This is a genomic window from Pseudomonas sp. TE3-3-F2023 (assembly GCF_036784815.1).
GTDB lineage: Bacteria > Pseudomonadota > Gammaproteobacteria > Pseudomonadales > Pseudomonadaceae > Aquipseudomonas > Aquipseudomonas pudica.
Genome location: NZ_CP145113.1, coordinates 4591744 through 4613176, shown reverse-complemented (window position 1 = coordinate 4613176; position 21433 = coordinate 4591744). Strand labels below are relative to the sequence as shown.

Genomic DNA, 21433 nt, shown 5'->3' with positions numbered 1-21433 from the left:
GGCTCCCACAGGTAATGCACAGGGCTTAAGGTCTGTGGTGTTCCTGTGGGAGCTGGCTTGCCGGCGATAGGGCCAGTGAAGGCGAAACTGTTTTCAGGCTCAGAAGATGTGGTGCAGCAGCCAGTACAGGCTGCCTGCCAACAGCATCGCTGCCGGCAGGGTCAGCACCCAGGCCATCAACAGGTTGACCAGCGTACGCTTCTGTATCCCCGACCCGTTGGCCACCATGGTCCCGGCCACCCCGGAACTCAGCACGTGGGTTGTCGACACCGGCAGCCCGAACATGTCCGCCGCACCAATGGTGCACATTGCCACCACTTCGGCCGAAGCCCCTTGGGCATAGCTGAGGTGGGTCTTGCCGATCTTCTCGCCTACCGTCACCACGATGCGCCGCCAGCCGACCATGGTGCCCAGCCCCAGTGCGATGGCCACGGCCACTTTCACCCACAGCGGGATGTAGCGGGTGGCATCGTCCAGCTGGGTCTTGAATAGCAGCACCTTACTGCGCGTGTCTGCATCGAACATCACCAGCTGATTCTTCTCGATCAGGCGGATGGCTTCGCTGGTCAGGTACATGTCGTTGCGCACGTTGGCCATGGCTTCTGCCGGTACCCGCTTGATCGAGCCATAACCTTTGACCTCTTCGCCGATCATACCGGTCAGTGCCGCCAGCGCCGGTATCAGTTGGGGGTTGGCCCTGGGCTCGGCAATGAACGTGGTCAGCACCTGGCGTGGGTCGGCCGGTGCTGCTTGCGGGGCGTCGCGCACCAGTGCCTGGCGGGTAACCTCGGCGACTGCGGAAAACTGCAAGGCCTGTTCATTGGGCATGGTCTTGTTCAATGCATAAGCCATCGGCAGGGTGCCAACCAGAATCAGCATGATCAGGCCCATGCCTTTCTGGCCGTCGTTGGAGCCGTGGGCAAAGGACACCCCGGTGCAGGTCAGGATCAGTACACCGCGAATCCACCACGGTGGTGGTGTCTGGCCTTCCGGCGCCTGGTACAGCGCCTTGCGCTTGACCAGCGCGCGCAGGGCCAGCAGCAACAGGGCGGCACAGGCAAAGCCGATCAGTGGCGAGAACAGCAGGGCATAACCGACCTTGCTGGCCTGGGCCCAGTCCACGCCGCTGGTACCGTCGCGCCCGTGCATCAGGGCATTGGCCACGCCCACACCGATGATCGAACCGATCAGGGTGTGCGAGGATGATGCCGGCAGGCCCAGCCACCAGGTGCCGAGGTTCCAGATGATCGCTGCCAACAGCAGGGCGAAGACCATGGCGAAACCGGCCGAGGAGCCGACCTGCAGAATCAGCTCCACCGGCAGCAGGGCGATGATGCCGAACGCCACCGCGCCACTGGAAAGCAGCACGCCGAGGAAATTGCACAGCCCGGACCAGACCACGGCGACGGGGGCCGGCAACGAGTGGGTGTAGATGACGGTGGCCACCGCGTTGGCGGTGTCGTGGAAGCCATTGACGAACTCGAAGCCCAGGGCAATCAGCAACGCCAGGCCCAGCAGCAGGAATGGCGTGACCGTGGTGATTACCGTGCCGCTGGCCGTCACATCCTGCTTCAGGCTCCAGGCGGTGTAGGCGATACCGGCCAGCAGCAGGCCGAAGAACAACACCAGGGTGGCTCGCCCGGGCTTGTGGGCAAGTTGCGGGCGGGCATCGCGTTGGGCCAGTTGCGGCAAGCTGGCCAGTGAGGGGGTTGCCATGGTGGCTCCGGTCGGGGTGGGCAAGGGTGCCGAAGGCCTTGAGCATAGAAACAATTCGTAACCCGGCCGTGACCTCGATCAATGATTTATCTAGGCTCAAGACGGACGGTAATGGCAGGAGAGACCCATGATTCGCTGCAAGCGTGTCTACGATGCGGTTGAGCAGGACGACGGCCTGCGCGTACTGGTCGATCGCCTGTGGCCGCGCAACAAGCGCAAGGAAGACCTGCACGGGCAGTGGTTGCGCGAAGTTGCACCCTCGGATGAGTTGCGCAAGGCGTTTCACCAGGGTGAAGTGGATTTCGCCGGCTTCACTCAGCGTTACCAGCAAGAGCTGGCGGCCCACCCCGAGTATTGGTACCCGCTGCTGGACCAGGCCGGAAAGGGCACGCTGACATTGCTTTATGCGGGCAAGGATACCGAGTACAACAATGCCCGGGTGTTGGCTGAATGGCTGGAGGACGAACTGGACCGGCGTGGGCCCGGCAGTTCGCCCGTGTGCTATGCCCCATGATTGTTATTCGTTGTGCTGGCCCTATCGCCGGCAAGCCAGCTCCCACAGGTACGGCGCTGCCTTCAAGACTATCGTTGTAACTCTGGGAGCTGGCTTGCCGGCGATAGGGCCAAAACAGGCAACACAAGACAGTTGCTCCACAGGTACGGCGCTGCCTTCAAGACTATCGCTGTACCTGTGGGAGCTGGCTTGCCGGCGATAGGGCCAAAACAGGCAATACAAGACAGTTGCTCCACAGGTACGGCGCTGCCTTCAAGGCTATCGCTGTACCTGTGGGAGCTGGCTTGCCGGCGATAGGGCCGGGCCTGGCAAACCGAAGAGTCCGAAATGTGATGTCTCTGAAACTGACCCCCGCCAATGACACTCACCGCACCTTCGCCCGTGACCTCACGCGCCGCGCCATGCTGCCGTACTACCGCGAATACGACCTGCTTTGGCTAGAGGAAGCCTTCGACGAAGCCTGGGGCTGGCGCGAGCAGTGGCTGGTGACTGAAGGCGACGCCGTGCTCGGTTTCTGCAGCCTCAGCCAGGACCGCCAGGCGCTGTTCATCCGCGAGTTGCACCTGCTACCCGAGCACCGTCGACGTGGGGTCGGCAGCTGGGTGCTGGAGCAGCTGGCATTGTGGGCCCGCCAGCGGCACCTGCCGCTGCTGCGGCTGATGGTGTTTCGCAGCAACCCGGCGCGTGTGCTCTACCAGCGCCATGGTTTCGTCGAAATGGGTGAGGACGAATGCTTTGTGCGCATGCAGCGCATGATCGACTAATAGCTCAATGATGGCTTGTCGCGACTGGTGAGCATCGGCATAGTGCCCAGGCGTTCACGGCCGCCTGCAGGTAGGTAGGCCGTACATGACTGTGATCAGGGATAAGGAGACCCCCCATGAATGGAATCGGTCCGCGGCTGCGGGAAGAGCGAGAACGTCTGGGGATGACCCAACGCGTGTTTGGCGATATCGGCGGGGTCGAACCCAATGCCCAGGGCAAATACGAGAGTGGTGAACGCACGCCACGGGTTGATTACCTGGCGGCATTGGCAACCCGAGGTGTAGATGCGCTATATGTGCTCAGCGGTATCCGCACCCCGGTACCGCTCGAGGGGCTGAGCGCCGATGAGTCCTGTTTGCTGGGGGCTTTCCGGCAGTTGTCGTGCGACGATCGGGCGGCACTGTGGCATTTGTTGCGGCGGTTGACCAACAACGACAAATCCCGGCAAACAGTGAGGCCGCTTACGGTTTAACGTCAGGCGTTTCTTACGGAAGGAATGCGTTAGGTCCGCCGTGAAAAATTTTGTTAAGGTGGCAGGATCCAATCGCCCTGCTGACGAGGTGTGTGCTTGATTAGGGTCTTAGTGGTCGACGATCACGATCTGGTACGAACCGGTATTACACGCATGCTGGCCGACATCGATGGCCTGCAGGTGGTGGGTGAGGGCGATTCGGGCGAGTCGGCACTCAGGCTGGCCCGTGAACTGAAGCCGGATGTGGTGCTGATGGACGTGAAAATGCCCGGCATCGGCGGCCTGGAGGCCACCCGCAAGCTGCTGCGCAGCCACCCGGACATCAAGGTGGTTGCCGTGACCGTGTGCGAGGAAGACCCGTTCCCCACGCGCCTGCTGCAGGCCGGCGCTGCTGGCTACCTTACCAAGGGCGCCGGCCTTGACGAAATGGTCCAGGCCATCCGCCTGGCCTTCGCCGGCCAGCGCTACATCAGCCCGCAGATTGCCCAGCAGATGGCGCTGAAGCCATTCCAGCCACAGGGCTCGCCGTTCGATGCCTTGTCGGAGCGGGAAATCCAGATTGCCCTGATGATCGTCGGCTGCCAGAAAGTGCAGATCATTTCCGACAAGTTGTGCCTCTCGCCCAAGACCGTCAATACTTACCGTTATCGGATCTTTGAAAAACTCTCGGTCACCAGCGACGTCGAACTGACCTTGCTGGCCGTTCGCCACGGTATGGTCGACGCAAGCCTGTAAACCTCATGTCTCAAGTTTTCGATGCCAGCGCATTCCTGGCGACCTGCAGTGGTCGCCCGGGCGTCTACCGGATGTTCGATGGCGAAGCCCGGTTGCTTTACGTGGGCAAGGCCAAGAACCTCAAGAAACGCCTGGCCAGCTATTTTCGCAAGACCGGCCTGGCGCCCAAGACCGCCGCGCTGGTGGCGCGCATCGCCCAGGTCGAAACCACCATCACCGCCAATGAAACCGAGGCGCTGCTGCTGGAGCAGAACCTGATCAAGGAATGGCGGCCGCCGTACAACATCCTGCTGCGCGACGACAAATCCTACCCCTACGTGTTCCTTTCCGACGGCGAGTTCCCGCGGCTGGGTATTCACCGTGGGGCGAAGAAGGCCAAGGGCCGCTACTTTGGCCCGTACCCCAGCGCCGGGGCCATTCGTGAAAGCCTCAGCCTGCTGCAAAAGGCCTTTTCGGTGCGCCAGTGTGAAGACAGCTACTACGCCAACCGCACCCGGCCATGCCTGCAATACCAGATCAAGCGCTGCAAAGGGCCCTGCACGGGCCTGGTGACCGCCGAGGAATATGCCGAGGACGTGCGCCACTCGGTGATGTTCCTCGAAGGGCGTAGCCAGCAACTGGGCAATGAGCTCAATGCCGAAATGGAGAAGGCCGCCATGGCCCTCAATTTCGAGAAGGCCGCCGAGTTGCGTGACCAGATCGCCTTGCTGCGCCGCGTCCAGGACCAGCAGTACATCGAAGGCGGCAGCGGCGACGTCGACGTTATCGCCGCCTTCGTCAACCCCGGTGGCGCCTGCGTGCACCTGATCAGCGTGCGTGGCGGGCGGGTGCTGGGCAGCAAGAATTTCTTTCCGCAGGTGGGCATCGAGGAGGAGGTAGCCGAAGTGATGGCCGCGTTCCTCTCCCAGTACTACCTGGGCAATGCCGAGCGCGAATTGCCGGGCGAACTGATCGTCAACGTGGTGCACGAAGACTTCGCAGCCATCAGCGAGGCCCTGCAGACCCTGCGCGGCCGCGAGCTGACCATCAGCCACCGGGTACGCGGTACCCGCGCCCGCTGGCAGCAACTGGCGGTGACCAACGCCGAGCAGGCGCTCAATGCCCGCCTGGCCAACCGCCAGCACATGGCCGCACGTTTCGAGGCCCTGGCCGAGGTGCTGGGCCTGGACGAGGTGCCGCAGCGCCTGGAGTGTTACGACATCAGCCATTCCAGCGGCGAAGCCACCGTGGCCAGCTGCGTGGTGTTCGGCCCCGAAGGCCCGCTCAAGTCCGACTACCGCCGCTTCAACATCGAAGGCATCACCGCTGGTGACGACTACGCCGCCATGCACCAGGCCCTGACCCGCCGCTACGGGCGCATCAAGGATGGCGAGGGCAAGCTGCCCGACGTGCTGCTGGTGGACGGCGGCAAAGGCCAGCTGAACATGGCCCGTGACGTGATGCAGGAGCTGGGCTTCAGCGACCTGACCCTGCTTGGCGTGGCCAAGGGCGTGACGCGCAAGGCCGGTTTCGAAACCCTGTACCTGAACGACGTGCACCACGAGTTCACCCTCAAGGGCGACTCACCGGCCTTGCACCTGATCCAGCAGATCCGCGACGAGGCCCATCGTTTCGCCATCACCGGCCACCGCGCCCGCCGTGGCAAGGCCCGCCGGGTGTCCAGCCTGGAGGATGTGGCCGGGGTAGGGCCCAAGCGCCGGCGCGACCTGCTGAAACATTTCGGCGGCCTGCAGGAGCTCAACCGCGCCAGTGTCGATGAAATCGCCAAAGCACCCGGCATCAGTAAAAAGCTTGCCGAGTCGATTTATGCCAGCCTGCATAGCGAGTAGAATGCGGGCTCAACTTGCGGCCAGTCGTACCGATGAATATTCCAAACCTGCTCACCGTTCTACGCGTCCTGCTCATCCCGATCTTCATACTGCTGTTCTATATGCCGTACCACTGGAGCTACATGGCCGCCAGCAGTGTGTTCGCCGTTGCCGCCGCCACCGACTGGCTGGACGGCTACCTGGCGCGTCGACTGCAGCAGAGCACGCCGTTCGGTGCCTTCCTCGACCCTGTGGCCGACAAGCTGATGGTGGCGGTGGCCCTGGTGCTGCTGGTGCAGACCCACGCCAACTTCTGGCTGACCCTGCCGGCCGCGGTGATCATCGGCCGCGAGATCGTGGTGTCGGCGCTGCGCGAGTGGATGGCCGAGCTGGGCGCCCGGGCGCATGTAGCGGTGTCCAACCTTGGCAAGTGGAAAACCGCGGCGCAGATGCTGGCGCTGGTGATCCTGCTGGCCAACCCGCCGGCGGTGACCTTCTGGGTAATTCTTGGCTACGCGCTGCTGCTGGTGGCGGCGGGGCTGACCCTGTGGTCGATGGTGCACTACCTGCTGGCCGCCTGGCCGCACCTGCGCGAAGGCTCTGAGCAGAAATAAAAGTTTTTTGAATCAAGGGGTTGACGCTGTTTTAGAAATCGCTAGAATGGCACCCATCACGACGCGGGAATAGCTCAGTTGGTAGAGCACGACCTTGCCAAGGTCGGGGTCGCGAGTTCGAGTCTCGTTTCCCGCTCCAAATATAGATTTACAGGGTTCCATGGAAATCTGTAAGTCATTGAAAAAAGACGCTTCGGCGTCTTTTTTCGTTTCAGTCAGATCCATCAGGATCCATGGCATTCGGGCCTTTCCAGGCTTTGTACGAAATCCCAAGAAACCCAATCACCGCCCCTCGAACGCTGAAACTTTGCAGAGTCCCCCCGCATCGACGGAAAGGCATTCTGTGATGGCTAGGCGTTACGAATACTCGGACGAGGTGTGGGGTGTGGTCTCCGAGCTCTTCATCAAGCCCCAGCAGCTACCGGCCTAGCCTTAGGATACCCGCCCCAACAGGAGCTGAACTCGTTGTTCTGGCTTTCACGGTCCCAGGGAAAGCTGACCTTTACTCGGCCCCACTCATCGCAATAGATCTCTTCTCCCTTCGGGCCGACCACGGTAGCCATGTGCGGGCCGTCGATTCGCGGTTTTGCCAGTGGGGCAGGGCGCCATTCGGTCCGACCGGGGACCAGCACGGCGGTCTGCTCGTAGCGCGTGCTCTGATCGACGCCAGCGGCTTCCTCCTGCAGGCTGGTGAACTGGCTGCCTTTATGGATAACCGTGTTCACCCGCCAATGCGCATTGAGGTCGTCACGTGGGTGACCTGTCAGGGTGAAGCTCAGGCCCGGTTGCAGGCGAACATCGTCACCCTCAACCTGCGCAATACGGACATCATGGCGCAGCGCGGTGATGCGGTTTTCGGTGAACGGCTTGCCCACGGCATCGCGCTTGTAGCGGCCTGGGTAATCGAAGTATTCGTATTCTTTGGACTGATGCTCCAGGAAGGGCCCAGCCGCTCTGTGCTCCTGGCGGTAGGCCGGGTTGGTAAAGGTGTAGTCACGCTGAACCTGGCGAGCGGTGCGCACCTGCTCGCTGTAGCGCAGGCGTACAAGGCAGGGTCTGGCTTGATCGCCACCGCTGTTGGCTTGGTACAGCACATTGTTAGGGTCTACAGGCTCGCCGTCATCGTAGAAATCCTCGTCTTCATCTTCGGCCTTGATGGCGCCACGTGCTGAAAGAGCTCGACCGGAACGTGTTCCAGAACAATCATCTGGAACTCCGTGCTGTGTGGTTTTCGTATCCGTGTGACAAAGTTCCCAAGCAGCTCGAATGTCCGGCTAACCTTGGCTTGGTCGGAGCTCTTGATATTGCTAGCTCGGCAGGTCGTTTTTTGAAGTGACTGGGATATCGGACTCGGAAAGTTGGGACTAATTCAGATCATCCTTAGATTTTCGAGGTCGACGCTAGAGAATTGGGAATTTGGGTGTGTCGAAGTTGCGAAGGATAAGTAAGTGCGGGTCCATCCTCAAACGGCGTAAATTTTCCAAGATGGGGTTTCCGCCGAGAATAAGTGCGGGTTCGAAGCCGTACATTTCATCTGGGCTTAGAGGTCCACATCTTTTCAGTGCCCGATTGAAAAGCAATTTTCCATTAGGGTTTGAATTGTCAAAGTCATCTGGATCGCTAGCGCCAAATAATGATTGGATTGTAATGTTTTGAGCGGTTAGGGTTTTGGGCTTTAGCCGATTTTTTAAGGCGAGTATTTCATTGTGGTTGCAAATTATTGATACGCTGCGCCCGGTTCTCTCTCCACACAGATAAAGATTGCCAAATGCACTTCTAGCTATTACATGGAATTTATCAAAATTCTCAAGTGAGGTGCCTTTTAGCCAGCTGTCTTTAAGGTGCTCAAAGTCATCTGGGTTTACCGTCCAAAGTAGTCCATTTCCATAGCCAGCCCATCCTTCATGCCTCCAGTAGTCAATTAGCACGGGAGGTAAAATATCTCCCCATTTTGTGAGGGTGCTAGCTGGGACCGGAGTTCGATGAGTGGCCTCGCCAAAGCACTCTATAAATTGCGAAAAATCTTCATCTCGCATTTCTCATTTTCCTTTTTTGCTAGGTGGGCAAATGGTTTATGCGCCTGCAATTCATCGGCGTTGAGATAAACATTTGGCGCCCGCTTCGGCGGTGGCGGATCAGGGAGTACTTGCTTGGGACGGGTTGATGTAACACGGACACCGGCTTCCCACGAAGTTGCAGGTTGGCCAGCCGGCATGCATAGGAATGGCCGACGACAATGACATCGTCGCGTGGCTTGAATGGAGCTAGGCCACTCTTGGAAGCTGAAAATTGAGAGCTAATTCAAGTCATTCCTGGTAGGGTCCTTCTCGATCAGATTATCGAGATCTATTGGGGTTGGAGTGATGTCAGCATCGACTGCTCGTTTCAACATTCCTTTGATGCGCTTAAGCGAATATCCACGCATAACGAAAATGGGTGAAAATTCAAGGCCTTCTATAGGGGAATGCCCAGTAATAACAGGGGTGTTGAAGTTGACGTTGTGAGGGTCGTCTAGTGGGAGAGTCCATTTGCCGCCATATCTAACCCTCACAGCTTCACCAAGGTAGCGTGCAAAGGTGACTATAAGTCGAGAGGTCATATCCTTGGTTTCATCTTTTGAAAGTAAGTCAAAAAGGTTTTCAAGTTTGGGGAAGCAAGTCGTGTTTAGGTTCAAGGTAATATCTCGCCTTGCTGCCTCTAACTCAAGCCATTCGAGTTGATCATCCATGATGAATAGAAAGTCATCAAAATCTTCCAGTGCTTTTTCTTTGTTGAATGTCATTTTTTGCCTTTCGGTTTAGGGGTTTGAGGGGTGAGTTTATATTTGATCCCGGCTTTTTCTAGTGCTTCAAGATAAGGTTTTGATGCGCCTTTTTCAAGTATGTGTTCAACCGTCCAGGTACGCTTTACTAATTCAGCATCTTTTGCAATTGCTAATAGATTGTCTTTTGTTAGGCTGACTGGGCCGGTTTTTAATTGTCCGGCATACATTTCTTCCTTTTTTAGAATGTCAATTTGGCGCATTGTTAGCGGCGTTTTCAATGTGCCCTCAGTCGCGCCCATGGCATTGCGGTACGCAGCCTCGCGCGCGGCACCATATTTGTAGTTCCGCATATTAGTGTCATACTGCTTGCTCCAGCGATTATAGTCTTTCTTGCCTCCCCGCCCTTGATATTTTTGCCAGCGGTCTGCTTTGTGCTCGAGTGTTCCTGGCTCCAACTTTTTCTGTAAGACCTTTCCGCCCCCTTCTGCTGTTGCTTTGGTCGCCTTTGAAGGCGCCTTCGCCACCTCTTTGGAGGCTTTGGCCGAGGCCTCCGCCGTTGTCTTCGTCGCATGTTGTACGATTTTGCCCGCGGTGCCGACATATCCCGCAAAGGGAATGGCCGAAACCAACGACAGGGCTGCCCCCGCATAGTCCCCTCGGGCAAGGCTGATACCTGCGTTGGCAATGTCGGCGATCTCGCCCACCACCGGTATCAGGCCAACTATATCCAGCCCTAGCTGAACACCATCCAGTATCTCATCGCCTGCAATGCCTTCTGTCGGTGTTTCGTTCTCGACCTCCGCGTTGGCGTCATTGGCGGCTTTACCGGAAGCGGGCGTTTCCCCATTGACCCGGCCCAAGGTATTGCCATTCGGGGTGGTGGTGGCGCCGCTGTTTCTCGATGATGAATAAAGCTCAGTGTAGGTGGGGATGTCCTCCAGGCCAGCCAGTTCCATCTGAAACGCTTCCTGACGAATGGCCTCGTACTGCGCTTCATTCAACTCCAGGGCTTTGCCCCAAACGTCCACACCGTCGGCAAAGTCGACCAGAACTTTGCCGGTGCCATCGGTTTGCACGAACATCCTGTCCGGTCCGCCTCGAATCTTACGCAGTGGTATTTCGCGAACCCGAACGACAAGTGTGTCCAGTTGAATGGGCTGCTCGCTCATAGCATCAGCTCCCATTCATGCAGAACAGGTCCCCATGGCGAACCAAGTGATGCCCTTCCGCCCGCACGGAACCGCTGTGCTCCAACGGGTGGCATTTGCCCTCGACGGTACCGCTCTTGACGCCTTTGGCTTGGCCGGCGGCGTCACCGATGGTTTTGGGTGTGAAGCTGCGCTTGTACACGACTACCGGATGCCCATTGGCGCGAACGCTCTTTGCTACACCGGTGCTGGTATCCAGCTCGGCCGTGACCGGATAGGGAACGGGTGGAACGCTGCTGCCCATCGGTGTTTTGCAAACGTCTGGCGCGATGCTGATGACCGTCCATTTCGTCTGTTGCCGAGCCATTACGTTATCGGCCATATCAGACGTGCTCCCTGCTGCGGTGTGGGGCGCGCCGAATGATGGGAGCGTCGGGATTGGTTTCGAAACGCGCTTCGAGCACCCGAATATCAAGCGAGCTGGGCAGGCTGATGCGGTGCGTCATCGACAGGGTCATGGCATCGGTGTCGATGCGCAATGTGTCGGTGAGCATCGGCAGCGGCAGCATTACGCCGTTGGTCATGCGCATGAGCACGAAGGGGCGATGGCCTGGAAGCTGGACTTCACATTGCCCATCCTGGCTCAGGGATGGATCAATCAGGTTGAACAGGGCAACGCGTGCATCTGGTGTAGGAAAAGCAACTTGCTGGTCAACCGGGGCTCCGTTCCAATAGCCAAAATCGAAGTCCTGCGGCAGTCCCGGCCATTGGTTGTCTTCCCAGCTTTCGTCATAAGTGCCAGCAAGTGCCAAGCGCGGTGCCCACGCGCGGCCAACGATGCCGAAGCCGGCCGGCCTGCAGCCATAGGAGGCCGCCAGCTCCGCCATGGCAGCGGCATTTAGCGGGCCAGATGGATGCCGCGAGCGCAGCAGGCGCTCGATGGGCTCGTCCAAATGCTCGATCTGAGGCGCTGGCAGGCTGGCGAGCTTTTCGCCGGTCTGCTCGTAGTGCAGCTTCTCATGGCGATGTTCCAGCCAGCCACAGCCCAGCGGATTACTGAAGCAGACTTCATTGATCAGGAACTCAGAGGCATCGGGGTTATGCCCATGTTCGGGGTTGGCGAACTGGCTTGCGCCACCAAAAGCATGTTCCCAGCGCAGAGGAACGCGTGTGGCAAGCTCTGGGTCGGTGAGATGCCAGCCGAAAAAGTTGTGATGAAACTCTCGTGGACCGGTGAAGCGCAGGGTCTTGTCCAACAATATGTGTGGTGTAAGTTGCTCTCTGTTGCGTTGTCGAACCTCGAGTATTCTTGCTTGGTGCGCCTGTAATTCATCGGCTGTGAGGTAAACATTTGGCGCCCGCTGCGGAGGTGGCGGATCAGGGATCACTTGCTTGGGACGGGTTGATGTAATACGGACACCGGCCTCCCACGAAGTCGCAGGTTGCCCTGCCGGCGCATAGGAATGGCCGACGACGATGACATCGCAGCGTGGCTTGAATGGCGCTAGGTCGCTTTCTTCGAGGATGGAGCTGCTGCCAGTCTCTGCGTAATAAGTGTCGGCCATGCACAGCGGCAGTGGTTCATCATCGATGACGATGGCCCGGAGTCGGCCAGGACAGCCCTCAATTGGTCTGAGTCGATATCCGACCTTCATAGCGATGACAGGATGTTCCTGACCGTCGGGCGCGAGCGCACTGAAGCACATGACGTCAAATGGCGTCAGGTTGCGAAATTCCATGTCGGTTTGCCCCCTTCAGTTGAGATCGACATCCTTGCCGTTGATTTGCACAGGCCCTGTGGCACTGAAGTCAAAGTTGCTGCCGTTGATCAGCACGGCACCGTCGGACTTCATCACCAAAGTGGCCTTGCCAACTGTGATGCTCAGTTCGTCGCCTGCGGTGATGCTGAACCTGTTGCCGACCACCACTGACTTATGAATCCCCACCTGTTCGCTCTGGCTGAGCCCAACCGTTGTGTTCATGGCCGCGCCCACGCTCACCTGGTATCCCGCACCGATGGTCAGGGCCTTGGCCAAACCGATGGTTTCTGCCTTGGCCAGCTTGACGGTTTCGGTCTTGTTGGCGCCGATGGTCACGCTGCGGTTGGCACCAATGCTGATGGTTTCGTTCTTGCCAACGTCTTCAGTGCGGTGGTCGCCGATGGAGATGGTTTCGTTGTGGTCAACCCGTTCACTGCGGTCGTTGCCGACGAAGGTGGTTTCGTTGTGCTTGACGACGTTGGTTTGGTCCTTCTCGGCATGGATGAACACCTCTTGCCGACCCAGCTCATCCTCGAAACGCAACTCGTTGTAGCCATCACCTTTGTGGGTCTGGCTCTTGATGGTCATGCGGGTCTTGTGGTCGGGCAGGTCGTAGGGCGGGAGCTGATCACCACAGTAGGTACGCCCGGTAATCATCGGCTGGTCGGGGTCGCCATTGACGTACTGGATGATCACGTCCTGGCCGATGCGCGGGATCGCCATCGCGCCCCAGCTGCCACCGGCCCAGCCTTGCGACACACGTACCCAGCAGGAGCTGAACTCGTTGTTCTGGCTTTCACGGTCCCAGGGAAAGCTGACCTTCACCCGGCCCCACTCATCGCAATAGATCTCTTCTCCCTTCGGGCCGACCACGGTCGCCATGTGCGGGCCGTCAACGCGTGGTTTTGATAGTGGGGCAGGGCGCCATTCGGTCCGGCCGGGGACCAGCACGGCGGTCTGCTCGTAGTGCGTGCTTACATCTGCGCCGGCGGCTTCTTCCTGCAGGCTGGTGAATTGTTTGCCTTTGTGGGTAACCGTGTTCACCCGCCAATGCGCGTTGAGGTCGTCACGTGGGTGACCTGTCAGGGTGAAGCTCAGGCCCGGTTGCAGGCGAACATCGTCACCCTCAACCTCGGCAATACGGACATCGTGGCGCAGCGCAGTGATGCGGTTTTTAGTGAACGGCTTGCCCACGGCATCGCGTTTATAGCGGCCTGGGTAATCGAAGTATTCGTACTCTTTGGACTGATGCTCCAGGAAGGGCCCGGCAGCTCTGTGTTCCTGGCGGTAGGCCGGGTTGGTAAAGGTGTAGTCGCGCTGAACCTGGCGAGCGGTGCGCACCTGTTCGCTGTAGCGCAAGCGGCGAAGGCACGGCATGGCTTGATCGCCACCGCCGGTGGCTTGGTACAGCACGCTGTCAGGGTCTACAGGCTCGTCGGCATCAAAGAAGCCCTCGTCGTCATCCTCGGCCTTGATGGTCCCATGGCTGATCAAGCCGAATGATTGCAGCCGATCGGTAATGATCAGCTTGTGCAGCTTTTCACTGTGCGCAAAGCGGTAGACGAAGCCTTCTTCAGCCGCCAGGCGGGCGATGAACGCCAGGTCCGTCTCACCGGCCTGAACGCAGAACTCGCGGACCTGATGGTCCATGCTGGCGCGCAGTTCGTACTGGTTGATGCCCTGGCGCTGGAGCATCAGCTCAAGAATTTGCGGGACGGTCTTCTGCTGGAAGATGCGCCAGTTCGAGCGCAGGTCGGCACGGGCCAGCTGGGGCTCGACCAGCGCGTGATAGTAGGTGCGGTAGAAGCCGCTTTCAGCCTGGCTGAATCGGCTGACCAGGCCGTGCACGTAGCGCACCGGGCGTTCGCCGTCCCAGATGGTAAAAAGTACGGGCTTGTCGAGCAGGTGGCCGAAGTCGATATCGTTTTCGAAGCTGATGAGTTTCAGCTCCAACTCGAAGGGCATGCTGATCCCCTCTCGGAGTTCGAACGACACCACTTCGAATTCAGCTTTTCCAACCAGCGGCTGGAAGCTGTAACGCAAGTCAGATTGGCTAGGCATAAGCAATCCTTGTCCGCCGTCTGAGGTGACACAAAGTCCGGGCAGGTAAACCCGCCCGGAGCATTCATGAATATCAGGCGACTGGTGCTCGCCAATCATCAGAGCCACCGGTACCGGCTACGGTGTGCTCCCAGACGATCTTCCGATAGGTCATTGCAACCTCGACCAGCTGCGTGTAGTTCTCGTTTACCTTGTCTTGAGCGTGGGGGAGGACGGTGTTGATGCTGACGATGGTTGCGTCTTCAAGCGTTGTGGAGAAGAAGTGCTCTTGTTTGCCTTCCGTCGAGGTGCGGTACCAATTGACTTCGACCATCGGCAGCATTTCGCCTGTGACCAACGCTTGATACAGCAGTGGCGTGGCCTTGTTGAGCGAACTGGTGAACTTGAACGGCTTGTGTACGCGTTGACCGCTGGGTTGACCATTCTGTGGATCAGTGGGCGTGGTCACTTCATGCTTGATCTCCTGAACCAGGATTTGATCTTCGTGGCCTTGCTGGTAACCATTGCCGACGGAGTCAGCGGTATATGCACCAGCTGTGATGTTGCCTTGGGTTTGGCCTTCGATCTTGATGTAAGCGGGTGTTGGCATGGCAGTTTCTCCTGCGTCCATGTGGATATAAACACGCGCACCCAGGGTGGCGTGGCCATCGGGAATGATGGGCTTGTCAACGAAGCAAACGCTTCGCTAATTCCTTAAAGTCAGTTGAGCCGTGTGTGGGCTCGCTACTGCTGCAAGATGCCGTTCAGCGACTCCAGCACCTCGGTGGTAATGAGGTGCAGGCGGTAGCTGTAGATGCCGTAGGCCACCGCCATGGCGAGGGCGGAAATGACCAACGGGCTCCACCACGGCCATTGCCGGTTCATGCGGAAGTTGCTTGGGGCGACGTTGGTGTACGGATCGCAGACTGTCTCCGGCGTAGGGCCGCGCAGCTCGCGAATGATCCCGTGGAGTTGGTGTATCAATGCGTTGAGGGATTCTTCGCCCTTCGGCGCGATGGCGTACTTGCCCTTCAAACCGAGGCAAAGCGCGAAGTACATGAACTCCAGCACGTCCTTATAACGTTTGGGTTCCTGCATGAGGCGCGACAGTACGGTGAAGACTTTCTCTCCACCCCAGGTTTCGTCGTGGAAGATGCTGAGCAGGGGCTCCTGGCTCCAGCAGCTGGTTTTACCCCAAGGCCTGTCCATGACAGCCTCATCGATGAAAAGGCAAAGACCGTATGAGTACGCCAGCAACTGAGCGGGCTCGTAGCCGTGCTGGCGCATCTCTTCCCGCACGTTTTCGATCTGGTTGCGCACCTGCTGGTGCACCTCCTTGATGTTGGGCAGCGCATCCAGTGTGCGCAGGCGTATCACCAGGCCGAACAGCGGCGCGGCGGCATCCAGCATCAGGTTGTCGTAGCCGCCACGTAGCTGGAAGTCCGGGTCTGCCGGGTAGCCTTCATACACTGGCTCTGCCTTCGGCTTTCGCTCAGCGCCATCAGCTGCTGTTGGTGCGGATGAGTCGTTGGACAATGACGCATCGAGCATCGCGTGCAGTTGCTCGCTTTCGACCTGTTCGGTATCAGTTGGGGGGCTGTTTTCTTGTTTCATTTCATTCACTCCTGATCGCCCAGAACTGAAGTTCCAACCCCGGGAATTCCCCCGCGACATGGATACCGAAGCCACTGGATGCCTCCATGCCCGCCCAAGCCGGGGAGCGACGGTCCAGCTCGAAGTAGGTGAAGCCTGCATGGAAGGGCAGATCCCGAGGAGCCACGGGCAGCGGCACCAGTGGAATACCTGGAAGCTGCAGCGGCACTACCTCGTTCAACGACTCCAGCGAGACGACCTTTGCCTTCTGCACGAACATCCGACGCAATGTCTGAGGCGGCATGTGGGCTCGCACTGCCAGAATGAAGTCGGCCTCGTCGATCAGGCGGCGATCCTCCAGCGTGGTTGTCAGCAAGCCGTACTCCAGCGTCTCCAGCGGCAGCGAAACGGCGCGGGGTTGCAGCACCGTGCTCAGTGCCCGGCGTAGCGTGTCCTCCAGCGGCTTGAAGGAGGTGCGCAGCGCGGTATGGTGATAGGCGGGGTATTCCTGCGGCAGCCGGCTCTCGTCGGTAAACGTCACGAACTCGCCACAGGCCTGGCTCATGCACAGGTACAACTGTTCGGGATGGGTCTGCCCTTGCCTGGCCAGATGCTGGAAGCATGGCCACCAGCGGTTCATGGCCTGCAGCAGGTTGAAGTCGCGAATGTCGGCGATGCCGGACTGCCCTGAGGCGCCAATGCGGGCGGCGAGGTTGCGCGCACGTTCGCGCAGGGAGTTGGTGATTTCTTCCAGATACCGTTGCAGCGCGGGTACGGCGCGCACTGAAACGCTGGTGGGATAGAAGCCTTCATCCAGTTGCAGGCTGCCATCGGGGCGCCGTTCCAGAATGCGCGTCACGGCCAGGCGGGTGTAGGCGCTGCTGTCGTCGGCCTTGCGTTTGAGCTGCAGGTTGGGTACCGCCAGGTCAATCTGCACCAGGTCACCGTCGGCGCTGTGCGTGTCCTTGATTTCCTGGGCCTGGGCGCTGTAACGGAAGTTGGCGGGGTTATCGGGCCAGCTCACCTCACGGCCACCTTCGGTGCGCAGCGGCAGGCACAGGTAGATCTCGCTATCTTTCGCGCCGTCGTCCTCGATTTCCAGCGGTGGCGGTGGTGGCATGTCTGCAGGTATATCGAACACCGTGCCGTCCGGCATGATGCCCCGCGCACGGGTGATGGCGACCTTGCCCAGGCTCAGGTACTCATCGTTCAACTGCAGCTCGCTGAAGCCATAGAAGGCGGCGTTCAGGCTGCCAAGACGTTGATGCAAAGCCGCTTCGGCGGCACGGGCAGCTTGCTGGAAGTGCTGCGGTTTGACGAACAGGCCTTCAGGCCACAAGACGGGGTTACGTGAACTCATGAGCGCTCCGTGTCAGCGTGATTGAGCGGGAAGGGCAGCGTTACAGGCGCCATCAGTCTTCCTCCTTGAGCAGGAGCTGCGTGTCGTTGAGCAACACCGACAGGATGATCTGGTGCCCGCGGGGCGGAATGCGCAGCACTTGGCTCCAGGTGGCGTTTTCCTGGTTCCGGTAGTCGGCGATCACCGCGACGAAGCGCGTTTCGGGCTCGATGGGCGCAAAGGGGATGAACTTGAACTGCCCAGGGCGCAGCAGGTAATCGTCATCGCGTATGTAGGTGCTGCGCAGCGCCTCGGCAGGGTCCTTGTCCAGCAATTCGTAAACACTGTTGCGCAAGAGAGAGTCGTCGCGCAGTTGCAGGATCTTCACGGCCATGGGCGTAGCGACGGGCTCGGCGGCCATGGTGGTGGTGCGCGGCAAGGTCAGCACCACGGTAGGGTCGTCGTAGCTACCCGGGGTACTTTCTTCCATGGGGGAGCGCGCCGGATCCTCGCCATCGTCAACTGGCGAATCGACGGGCGACATGGCTGGGAATTGTTCCAGCAGGTACTCGAACAGGGCCCCGACTTTCTCGGTCAGCACGTAGGGGTCGCCTGCACTCAGGCTGACCGCGTAAGGGCTGGGCTCCACAACCGGCCCGAGCTCGGGCGCCACCTCAAGGCTGTTCGGGTTGCCATTGAGCGTTGGGCTGGCGTTGATGCTGAACGCGACCTGGGTGGGGTGCTCCCCGGGCGGTCCGACGGGTAATGAGGGGTCCATCACCACCTGGCCAATCTTGCTCAGGGACGTGCAACCCGAGAGCCCGATCAACGCCGTCAGCAGGCCGGCCATGAATGTTGGACGCATCATGGGCGGTCTCCTGCAATCAAACGTTCCAGTGGGCTCTGCTGCGCTGGTGCTGCCTCTGTGTCCAGTGCCGCCAAAGGGTCGTTGCCCATGCCCGGTTCGAATGCCGAGCAGATGTCTGCGACAGCCTGGGGAGCGGCTGCAGCGGCATGGCAAGTCTTGGGTGGAACAGCCAGCAACCAGTGATCGAGGGTTCGTTGTTCAGGGCTGAACAGGTCCTCCAGTGAGCGTGCATCGGCCTGCGAAAGCTGGGCCTTCAGTCGATAGGCGCCAATGCGCAACTGGTCACCCTCGAGCAGCCGCCTGGCGGTAAGCGACCCCAGGCTGTGGGGGCTGTCGTTCAGGTAGGTACGCTGGCAGCGATCGATGATGCAGAAGCTGCCCTCGATCCAGCGGATCTCGCAATGGATCGGTGCAATGGTCTGCTCACGATCGTTGATCTGCCAGGTGGCTTTCGCGCTGCCGATGGTGCCGCCTGCGCGGTCGAACTGATGTCGGGCAGTGACGTTGTGCTGCAACTGATCCAGGTTGGTGATGCTCAAGGTCAAAGTGCTCATGAGCGCCCCCGGAACCGCACGACAGGGCTGCTCTGGCCGTGACGGTCATCGACGAAGCTGGTCCAGCCCAGGTAGGCACCCAGGCTGCGGTGCAAGCAGAAGGGAGGCAGTGCGTTCTGCTTCAGGCGCAGCTCCAGGTCATAGGCCAGGCCATCACGCAGCAGGAAGTCGATCAATGCCCGTAACCGGCCGAAGTTGATGCCGCTGGGCAGCAGGTCGCGCAACTGTGCAGGGTCGAGTTCGCTGATCACGATGGTGAACTTGCTGCTGCGTGTTCGCGTGCGGCTGCCCACCATGAAAGTACTGCCCAGCTCACCGTTGCTTCTGCCAAGGCTGACCAGTTGCTTGGCGGCTGTGGGGACCGAGCGGGTTTCGAACTCGCGAATCTGTACCTGCTTCAAGTCGAAGCAATGGGCAATGATGCCGGCGACCGTGCCTGGCGCACGGCTGCGGCTGGCAATGACGCCGGCGAAACTGAGCAGCCGGCTCCACGGCAGTGCCGTGTCCCCGCGCAACTGCCTGTCATTCAACCCGAGCAGGGCAAAGATGTACTGGGAGAACCCATCGGTAGCTCCCGGCTGAAAGCGGATGTAATAGCGATATTTGCGCCAGATGCGATGCAGCAGGCTGAGCAGGTAGTGGTTGAAGAAATCGAAGAACGCCGGCCGCACGCCGATGCCCTGTGCATGCTCGTATGCCACCTGCTCCAGGTAATAGGTGGGCAACGGCGAGTCGGTGCCATGCAAACCCATGAAGGTGGTGCACACGCGATAGCGGTCAGCTTCCCCGGGCATGCGTTCGACCTTGTACACGTCGGAAACCGGGAAACTCAGCCGTGGGTCGCTGGCAAGCCGCACCCTCAGCCGGGTGGCCTGGTCTGGCCAGCGTGGTTCCAGGTCATCCCCGTGCAAGCCGTGCAGGCGCTCCAGCAACTGGAAAAAGTTGTACTGGTGTGCTTCGGCCAACAGCTTGTCGGCTAGATCAGCGGTTGTTTGCCGGTCTGGATTGGCCATGTGTAGTGCTCGTTGTTGGTGGTGTTGATCACTTCCAGTTGGTGGAAGGAATTGATGCTGGCGTACAGGGCGAAGAAGTGCGCGAGCACGCAACCGAACAGGTACAGGTCGCCTTCGCAGAGGAATGCGCTTTGATCCAGCTTCAGCCGCGTGCGCAAGCCACGAATGGGCTGGCCCTTGATCAGCCAGTCCAGCGGTTCCGTTTGCACTTCGCGGATGCCATCGAGGCGTTTGCGGGTGGTGCGTGTCTGCTGGATGTCGTGCAAGGCTGCGAAGTCGTAAGCGCGGATGACCGCTTTGAGCGGCTCGGCCGAGAGCAGCGACAGGTAGTTGAGCGACATGTTGGAAATCAGGGCCCATTGCAGCTGGCCGTCCAGTACCGGCCTGTACGGGCGGGTGGGTGTACGGATGTTGGTATAGGTGGCCAGGGGCGGCGTGATCTCGGTGAGTACGTTGATGTCATCGATACCCAACGCCAGCGGCAGGTCGCGGTTGGTGCAGGTCAGGTCGATGGACGCTGTTTCCAGTTCGCCGATGTAGGCGTTGGCATCGGCGCGCACGAAAGCAATGCGATGGGTGACGCCATCGCCGCGCAGGGAGTCCTCGAGTGTGTAGCGGTAGTACAACGCTGTACGCCCCTGCACATGCTCGATCTCATGGGCGAAGGACTCGAAGGGGCGGAAGGTTCTCAGGTGTTCGCCGGTACTCCCGTCAGTCGTGGTGCGGGTGCTGATGACCCGATCGACACTGAAGATTTCATAGGCGTGCCGCTCCTTGCCTCTGGGCACAAGCTCGACCTGGGCGGGCCGGCTGGACAGGTCGATGGGCTCGGCGCTGTGCTCGAACAGGTTCACTGCCGGGGCGCAGAACAGGCTGAAGTCTGCTTTGCCGACACGCAGCGAATCAGGTAACTGCCGGGTGAAGTGAAATTCGAGGCCGACACGCTGAGCCGCTTGATCAGGCCAGACTTTCTCCAGGCCGGTCATGCTGACGAAGTGAAAACGCTCGGGAAATATGAAGTACTCCTGCAGGATCCGGTAACCGTCAAAGACGTTCTGTGGGTATGGCAGCAGTGCTTCGTCCGTGCTGAAACCCGGGAAGACGATGCTGCTGGCCGGCAGCCGGCGTACCTCACCATTGACTGTCACCGAGACGTGCTTGAGGTATTGAGCGATCCACAGGTACAGCGTGCGGGCAGTTTGGGTATCACCACTCAGATGAAAGTCGAAGCTGGCGCAGCCCAGGGTGTTCAACGGGCGCTCGACCAAGCTTTGCAGGTCGATGCGAACCACCGAACTGTCAAGTGTCTGGGTAGCGCTTACCGACTCGATCTCGAACGGGTGAATGTCCACTGCCGTGCAGGTGCGGAATTCGCAGGGCACTCCATCCACGGGGCTGGAAAACAACCGCGAGCCTTTGGCGATGGTTTGCGACTGGCTGAGCGCTTGCTTGCGCGGCGTGAACTGGATGATCGTGGCGCTCGGCAGCGGCCGCAGGTAGTTGGGCCACAGCAACTGCAGCATGGGGTGCGTCAGCTCGGGCAGGTCGTCCTCCAGCTTGAGCCGCAGTTTGGCCGTGAGGAACGCAAAGGCTTCCATCAGGCGCTCGACATCCGGGTCGCTGCCACCCTTGCCTAGCAGGCGGGCAAGTTGTGGGTTGTCCTGGGCGAAGTCGTTCCCCAGTTCATATAGGTAACGCAACTCTTCGCTGAATCGATCCTTGAGTGACAT

At 59.6% G+C, this 21433-nt stretch carries 21 protein-coding genes, 1 tRNA gene and 1 pseudogene; 7 read left to right on the top strand and 16 right to left on the bottom strand.

All coding sequences use genetic code 11. The features are described from left to right. Positions 1-99 precede the first annotated feature (99 nt). Positions 100-1716 (bottom strand): inorganic phosphate transporter, encoded by a 1617-nt coding sequence (locus V3314_RS21300; protein WP_338459612.1) that lies wholly within the window; start codon positions 1714-1716, stop codon positions 100-102. A gap of 127 nt (positions 1717-1843) precedes the next feature. Here V3314_RS21300 and V3314_RS21295 point away from each other — a divergent pair, with 127 nt between their 5' ends. The 7 genes from V3314_RS21295 to V3314_RS21265 all read left to right on the top strand — a co-directional run bounded on the left by V3314_RS21295 (position 1844) and on the right by V3314_RS21265 (position 6763). After that, a complete protein-coding gene (locus V3314_RS21295; RefSeq protein ID WP_085599525.1) occupies positions 1844-2230 on the top strand; it encodes a DUF488 family protein in 387 nt (128 codons plus the stop codon). Positions 2231-2562: 332 nt separating this feature from the next. Then, positions 2563-2994: a GNAT family N-acetyltransferase gene (locus tag V3314_RS21290; RefSeq protein WP_046615606.1), complete on the top strand. Its 432-nt coding sequence runs from the start codon at positions 2563-2565 to the stop codon at positions 2992-2994. A 116-nt stretch (positions 2995-3110) separates the two neighbouring features. After that, the gene (locus V3314_RS21285; RefSeq protein WP_085599521.1) at positions 3111-3467 is read left to right on the top strand and encodes a helix-turn-helix domain-containing protein; all 357 of its coding nucleotides are present in this window, start codon (positions 3111-3113) and stop codon (positions 3465-3467) included. A 96-nt stretch (positions 3468-3563) separates the two neighbouring features. Continuing rightward, positions 3564-4202: a UvrY/SirA/GacA family response regulator transcription factor gene (gene uvrY / locus V3314_RS21280; RefSeq protein WP_015271036.1), complete on the top strand. Its 639-nt coding sequence runs from the start codon at positions 3564-3566 to the stop codon at positions 4200-4202. 5 nt (positions 4203-4207) lie between these two features. Beyond that, a complete protein-coding gene (gene uvrC, locus V3314_RS21275; RefSeq protein ID WP_338459611.1) occupies positions 4208-6031 on the top strand; it encodes an excinuclease ABC subunit UvrC in 1824 nt (607 codons plus the stop codon). 32 nt (positions 6032-6063) lie between these two features. Next, complete coding sequence (pgsA, locus tag V3314_RS21270; RefSeq protein ID WP_015271035.1) at positions 6064-6624, top strand: CDP-diacylglycerol--glycerol-3-phosphate 3-phosphatidyltransferase; 561 nt, start codon at positions 6064-6066, stop codon at positions 6622-6624. Between the two features lie 63 nt (positions 6625-6687). Beyond that, a tRNA-Gly gene (locus tag V3314_RS21265) sits at positions 6688-6763 on the top strand. 296 nt (positions 6764-7059) lie between these two features. Here the strand turns inward: V3314_RS21265 and tssI (V3314_RS21260) are convergent. The 15 genes and pseudogenes from tssI (V3314_RS21260) to tssF form a co-directional block, all read right to left on the bottom strand. Beyond that, a pseudogene (tssI, locus tag V3314_RS21260) lies at positions 7060-7799 on the bottom strand (type VI secretion system tip protein TssI/VgrG); the annotation flags it as partial. Further along, on the bottom strand, positions 7730-7927 hold the full coding sequence (locus V3314_RS21255) for a DUF3732 domain-containing protein (RefSeq protein WP_338460329.1): 198 nt from the start codon (positions 7925-7927) through the stop codon (positions 7730-7732). The gene V3314_RS21255 and the pseudogene tssI (V3314_RS21260), both read right to left, overlap by 70 nt. A gap of 97 nt (positions 7928-8024) precedes the next feature. Continuing rightward, on the bottom strand, positions 8025-8660 hold the full coding sequence (locus V3314_RS21250) for a GAD-like domain-containing protein (protein WP_338459610.1): 636 nt from the start codon (positions 8658-8660) through the stop codon (positions 8025-8027). A gap of 260 nt (positions 8661-8920) precedes the next feature. Continuing rightward, positions 8921-9406, bottom strand: coding sequence for a hypothetical protein (locus V3314_RS21245; protein ID WP_338459609.1), 486 nt, complete (start codon positions 9404-9406; stop codon positions 8921-8923). Beyond that, positions 9403-10557, bottom strand: a complete 1155-nt coding sequence (locus V3314_RS21240; RefSeq protein ID WP_338459608.1) for a hypothetical protein — start codon at positions 10555-10557, stop codon at positions 9403-9405. The genes V3314_RS21245 and V3314_RS21240 overlap by 4 nt, the downstream gene beginning before the upstream one ends. A gap of 4 nt (positions 10558-10561) precedes the next feature. Continuing rightward, positions 10562-10918, bottom strand: a complete 357-nt coding sequence (locus V3314_RS21235) for a DUF4150 domain-containing protein (RefSeq protein ID WP_338459607.1) — start codon at positions 10916-10918, stop codon at positions 10562-10564. 1 nt (position 10919) lies between these two features. Next, on the bottom strand, positions 10920-12275 hold the full coding sequence (locus V3314_RS21230; RefSeq protein ID WP_338459606.1) for a DUF2169 domain-containing protein: 1356 nt from the start codon (positions 12273-12275) through the stop codon (positions 10920-10922). A 15-nt stretch (positions 12276-12290) separates the two neighbouring features. Continuing rightward, entirely contained in the window at positions 12291-14357 is a 2067-nt protein-coding gene (gene tssI, locus V3314_RS21225) for a type VI secretion system tip protein TssI/VgrG (protein ID WP_338459605.1), read from the bottom strand. A gap of 73 nt (positions 14358-14430) precedes the next feature. Continuing rightward, the gene (locus tag V3314_RS21220) at positions 14431-14946 is read right to left on the bottom strand and encodes an Hcp family type VI secretion system effector (RefSeq protein ID WP_085599511.1); all 516 of its coding nucleotides are present in this window, start codon (positions 14944-14946) and stop codon (positions 14431-14433) included. A 134-nt stretch (positions 14947-15080) separates the two neighbouring features. Continuing rightward, positions 15081-15950, bottom strand: a complete 870-nt coding sequence (gene icmH, locus V3314_RS21215; RefSeq protein ID WP_196173995.1) for a type IVB secretion system protein IcmH/DotU — start codon at positions 15948-15950, stop codon at positions 15081-15083. A 1-nt stretch (position 15951) separates the two neighbouring features. Beyond that, positions 15952-17289 carry a type VI secretion system baseplate subunit TssK gene (gene tssK, locus V3314_RS21210; RefSeq protein ID WP_085599506.1) on the bottom strand — a complete coding sequence of 446 codons (1338 nt, stop codon included), beginning with the start codon at positions 17287-17289 and terminating at the stop codon, positions 15952-15954. A 52-nt stretch (positions 17290-17341) separates the two neighbouring features. Then, on the bottom strand, positions 17342-18136 hold the full coding sequence (gene tssJ / locus V3314_RS21205) for a type VI secretion system lipoprotein TssJ (RefSeq protein ID WP_085599504.1): 795 nt from the start codon (positions 18134-18136) through the stop codon (positions 17342-17344). Further along, positions 18133-18690: an FHA domain-containing protein gene (locus V3314_RS21200; protein WP_085599502.1), complete on the bottom strand. Its 558-nt coding sequence runs from the start codon at positions 18688-18690 to the stop codon at positions 18133-18135. The genes tssJ and V3314_RS21200 overlap by 4 nt, the downstream gene beginning before the upstream one ends. Then, a complete protein-coding gene (tssG, locus tag V3314_RS21195; RefSeq protein WP_085599500.1) occupies positions 18687-19703 on the bottom strand; it encodes a type VI secretion system baseplate subunit TssG in 1017 nt (338 codons plus the stop codon). Before tssG ends, V3314_RS21200 begins: the two co-directional genes overlap by 4 nt. Continuing rightward, positions 19667-21433 (bottom strand): type VI secretion system baseplate subunit TssF, encoded by a 1767-nt coding sequence (gene tssF, locus V3314_RS21190; RefSeq protein ID WP_135002458.1) that lies wholly within the window; start codon positions 21431-21433, stop codon positions 19667-19669. Before tssF ends, tssG begins: the two co-directional genes overlap by 37 nt.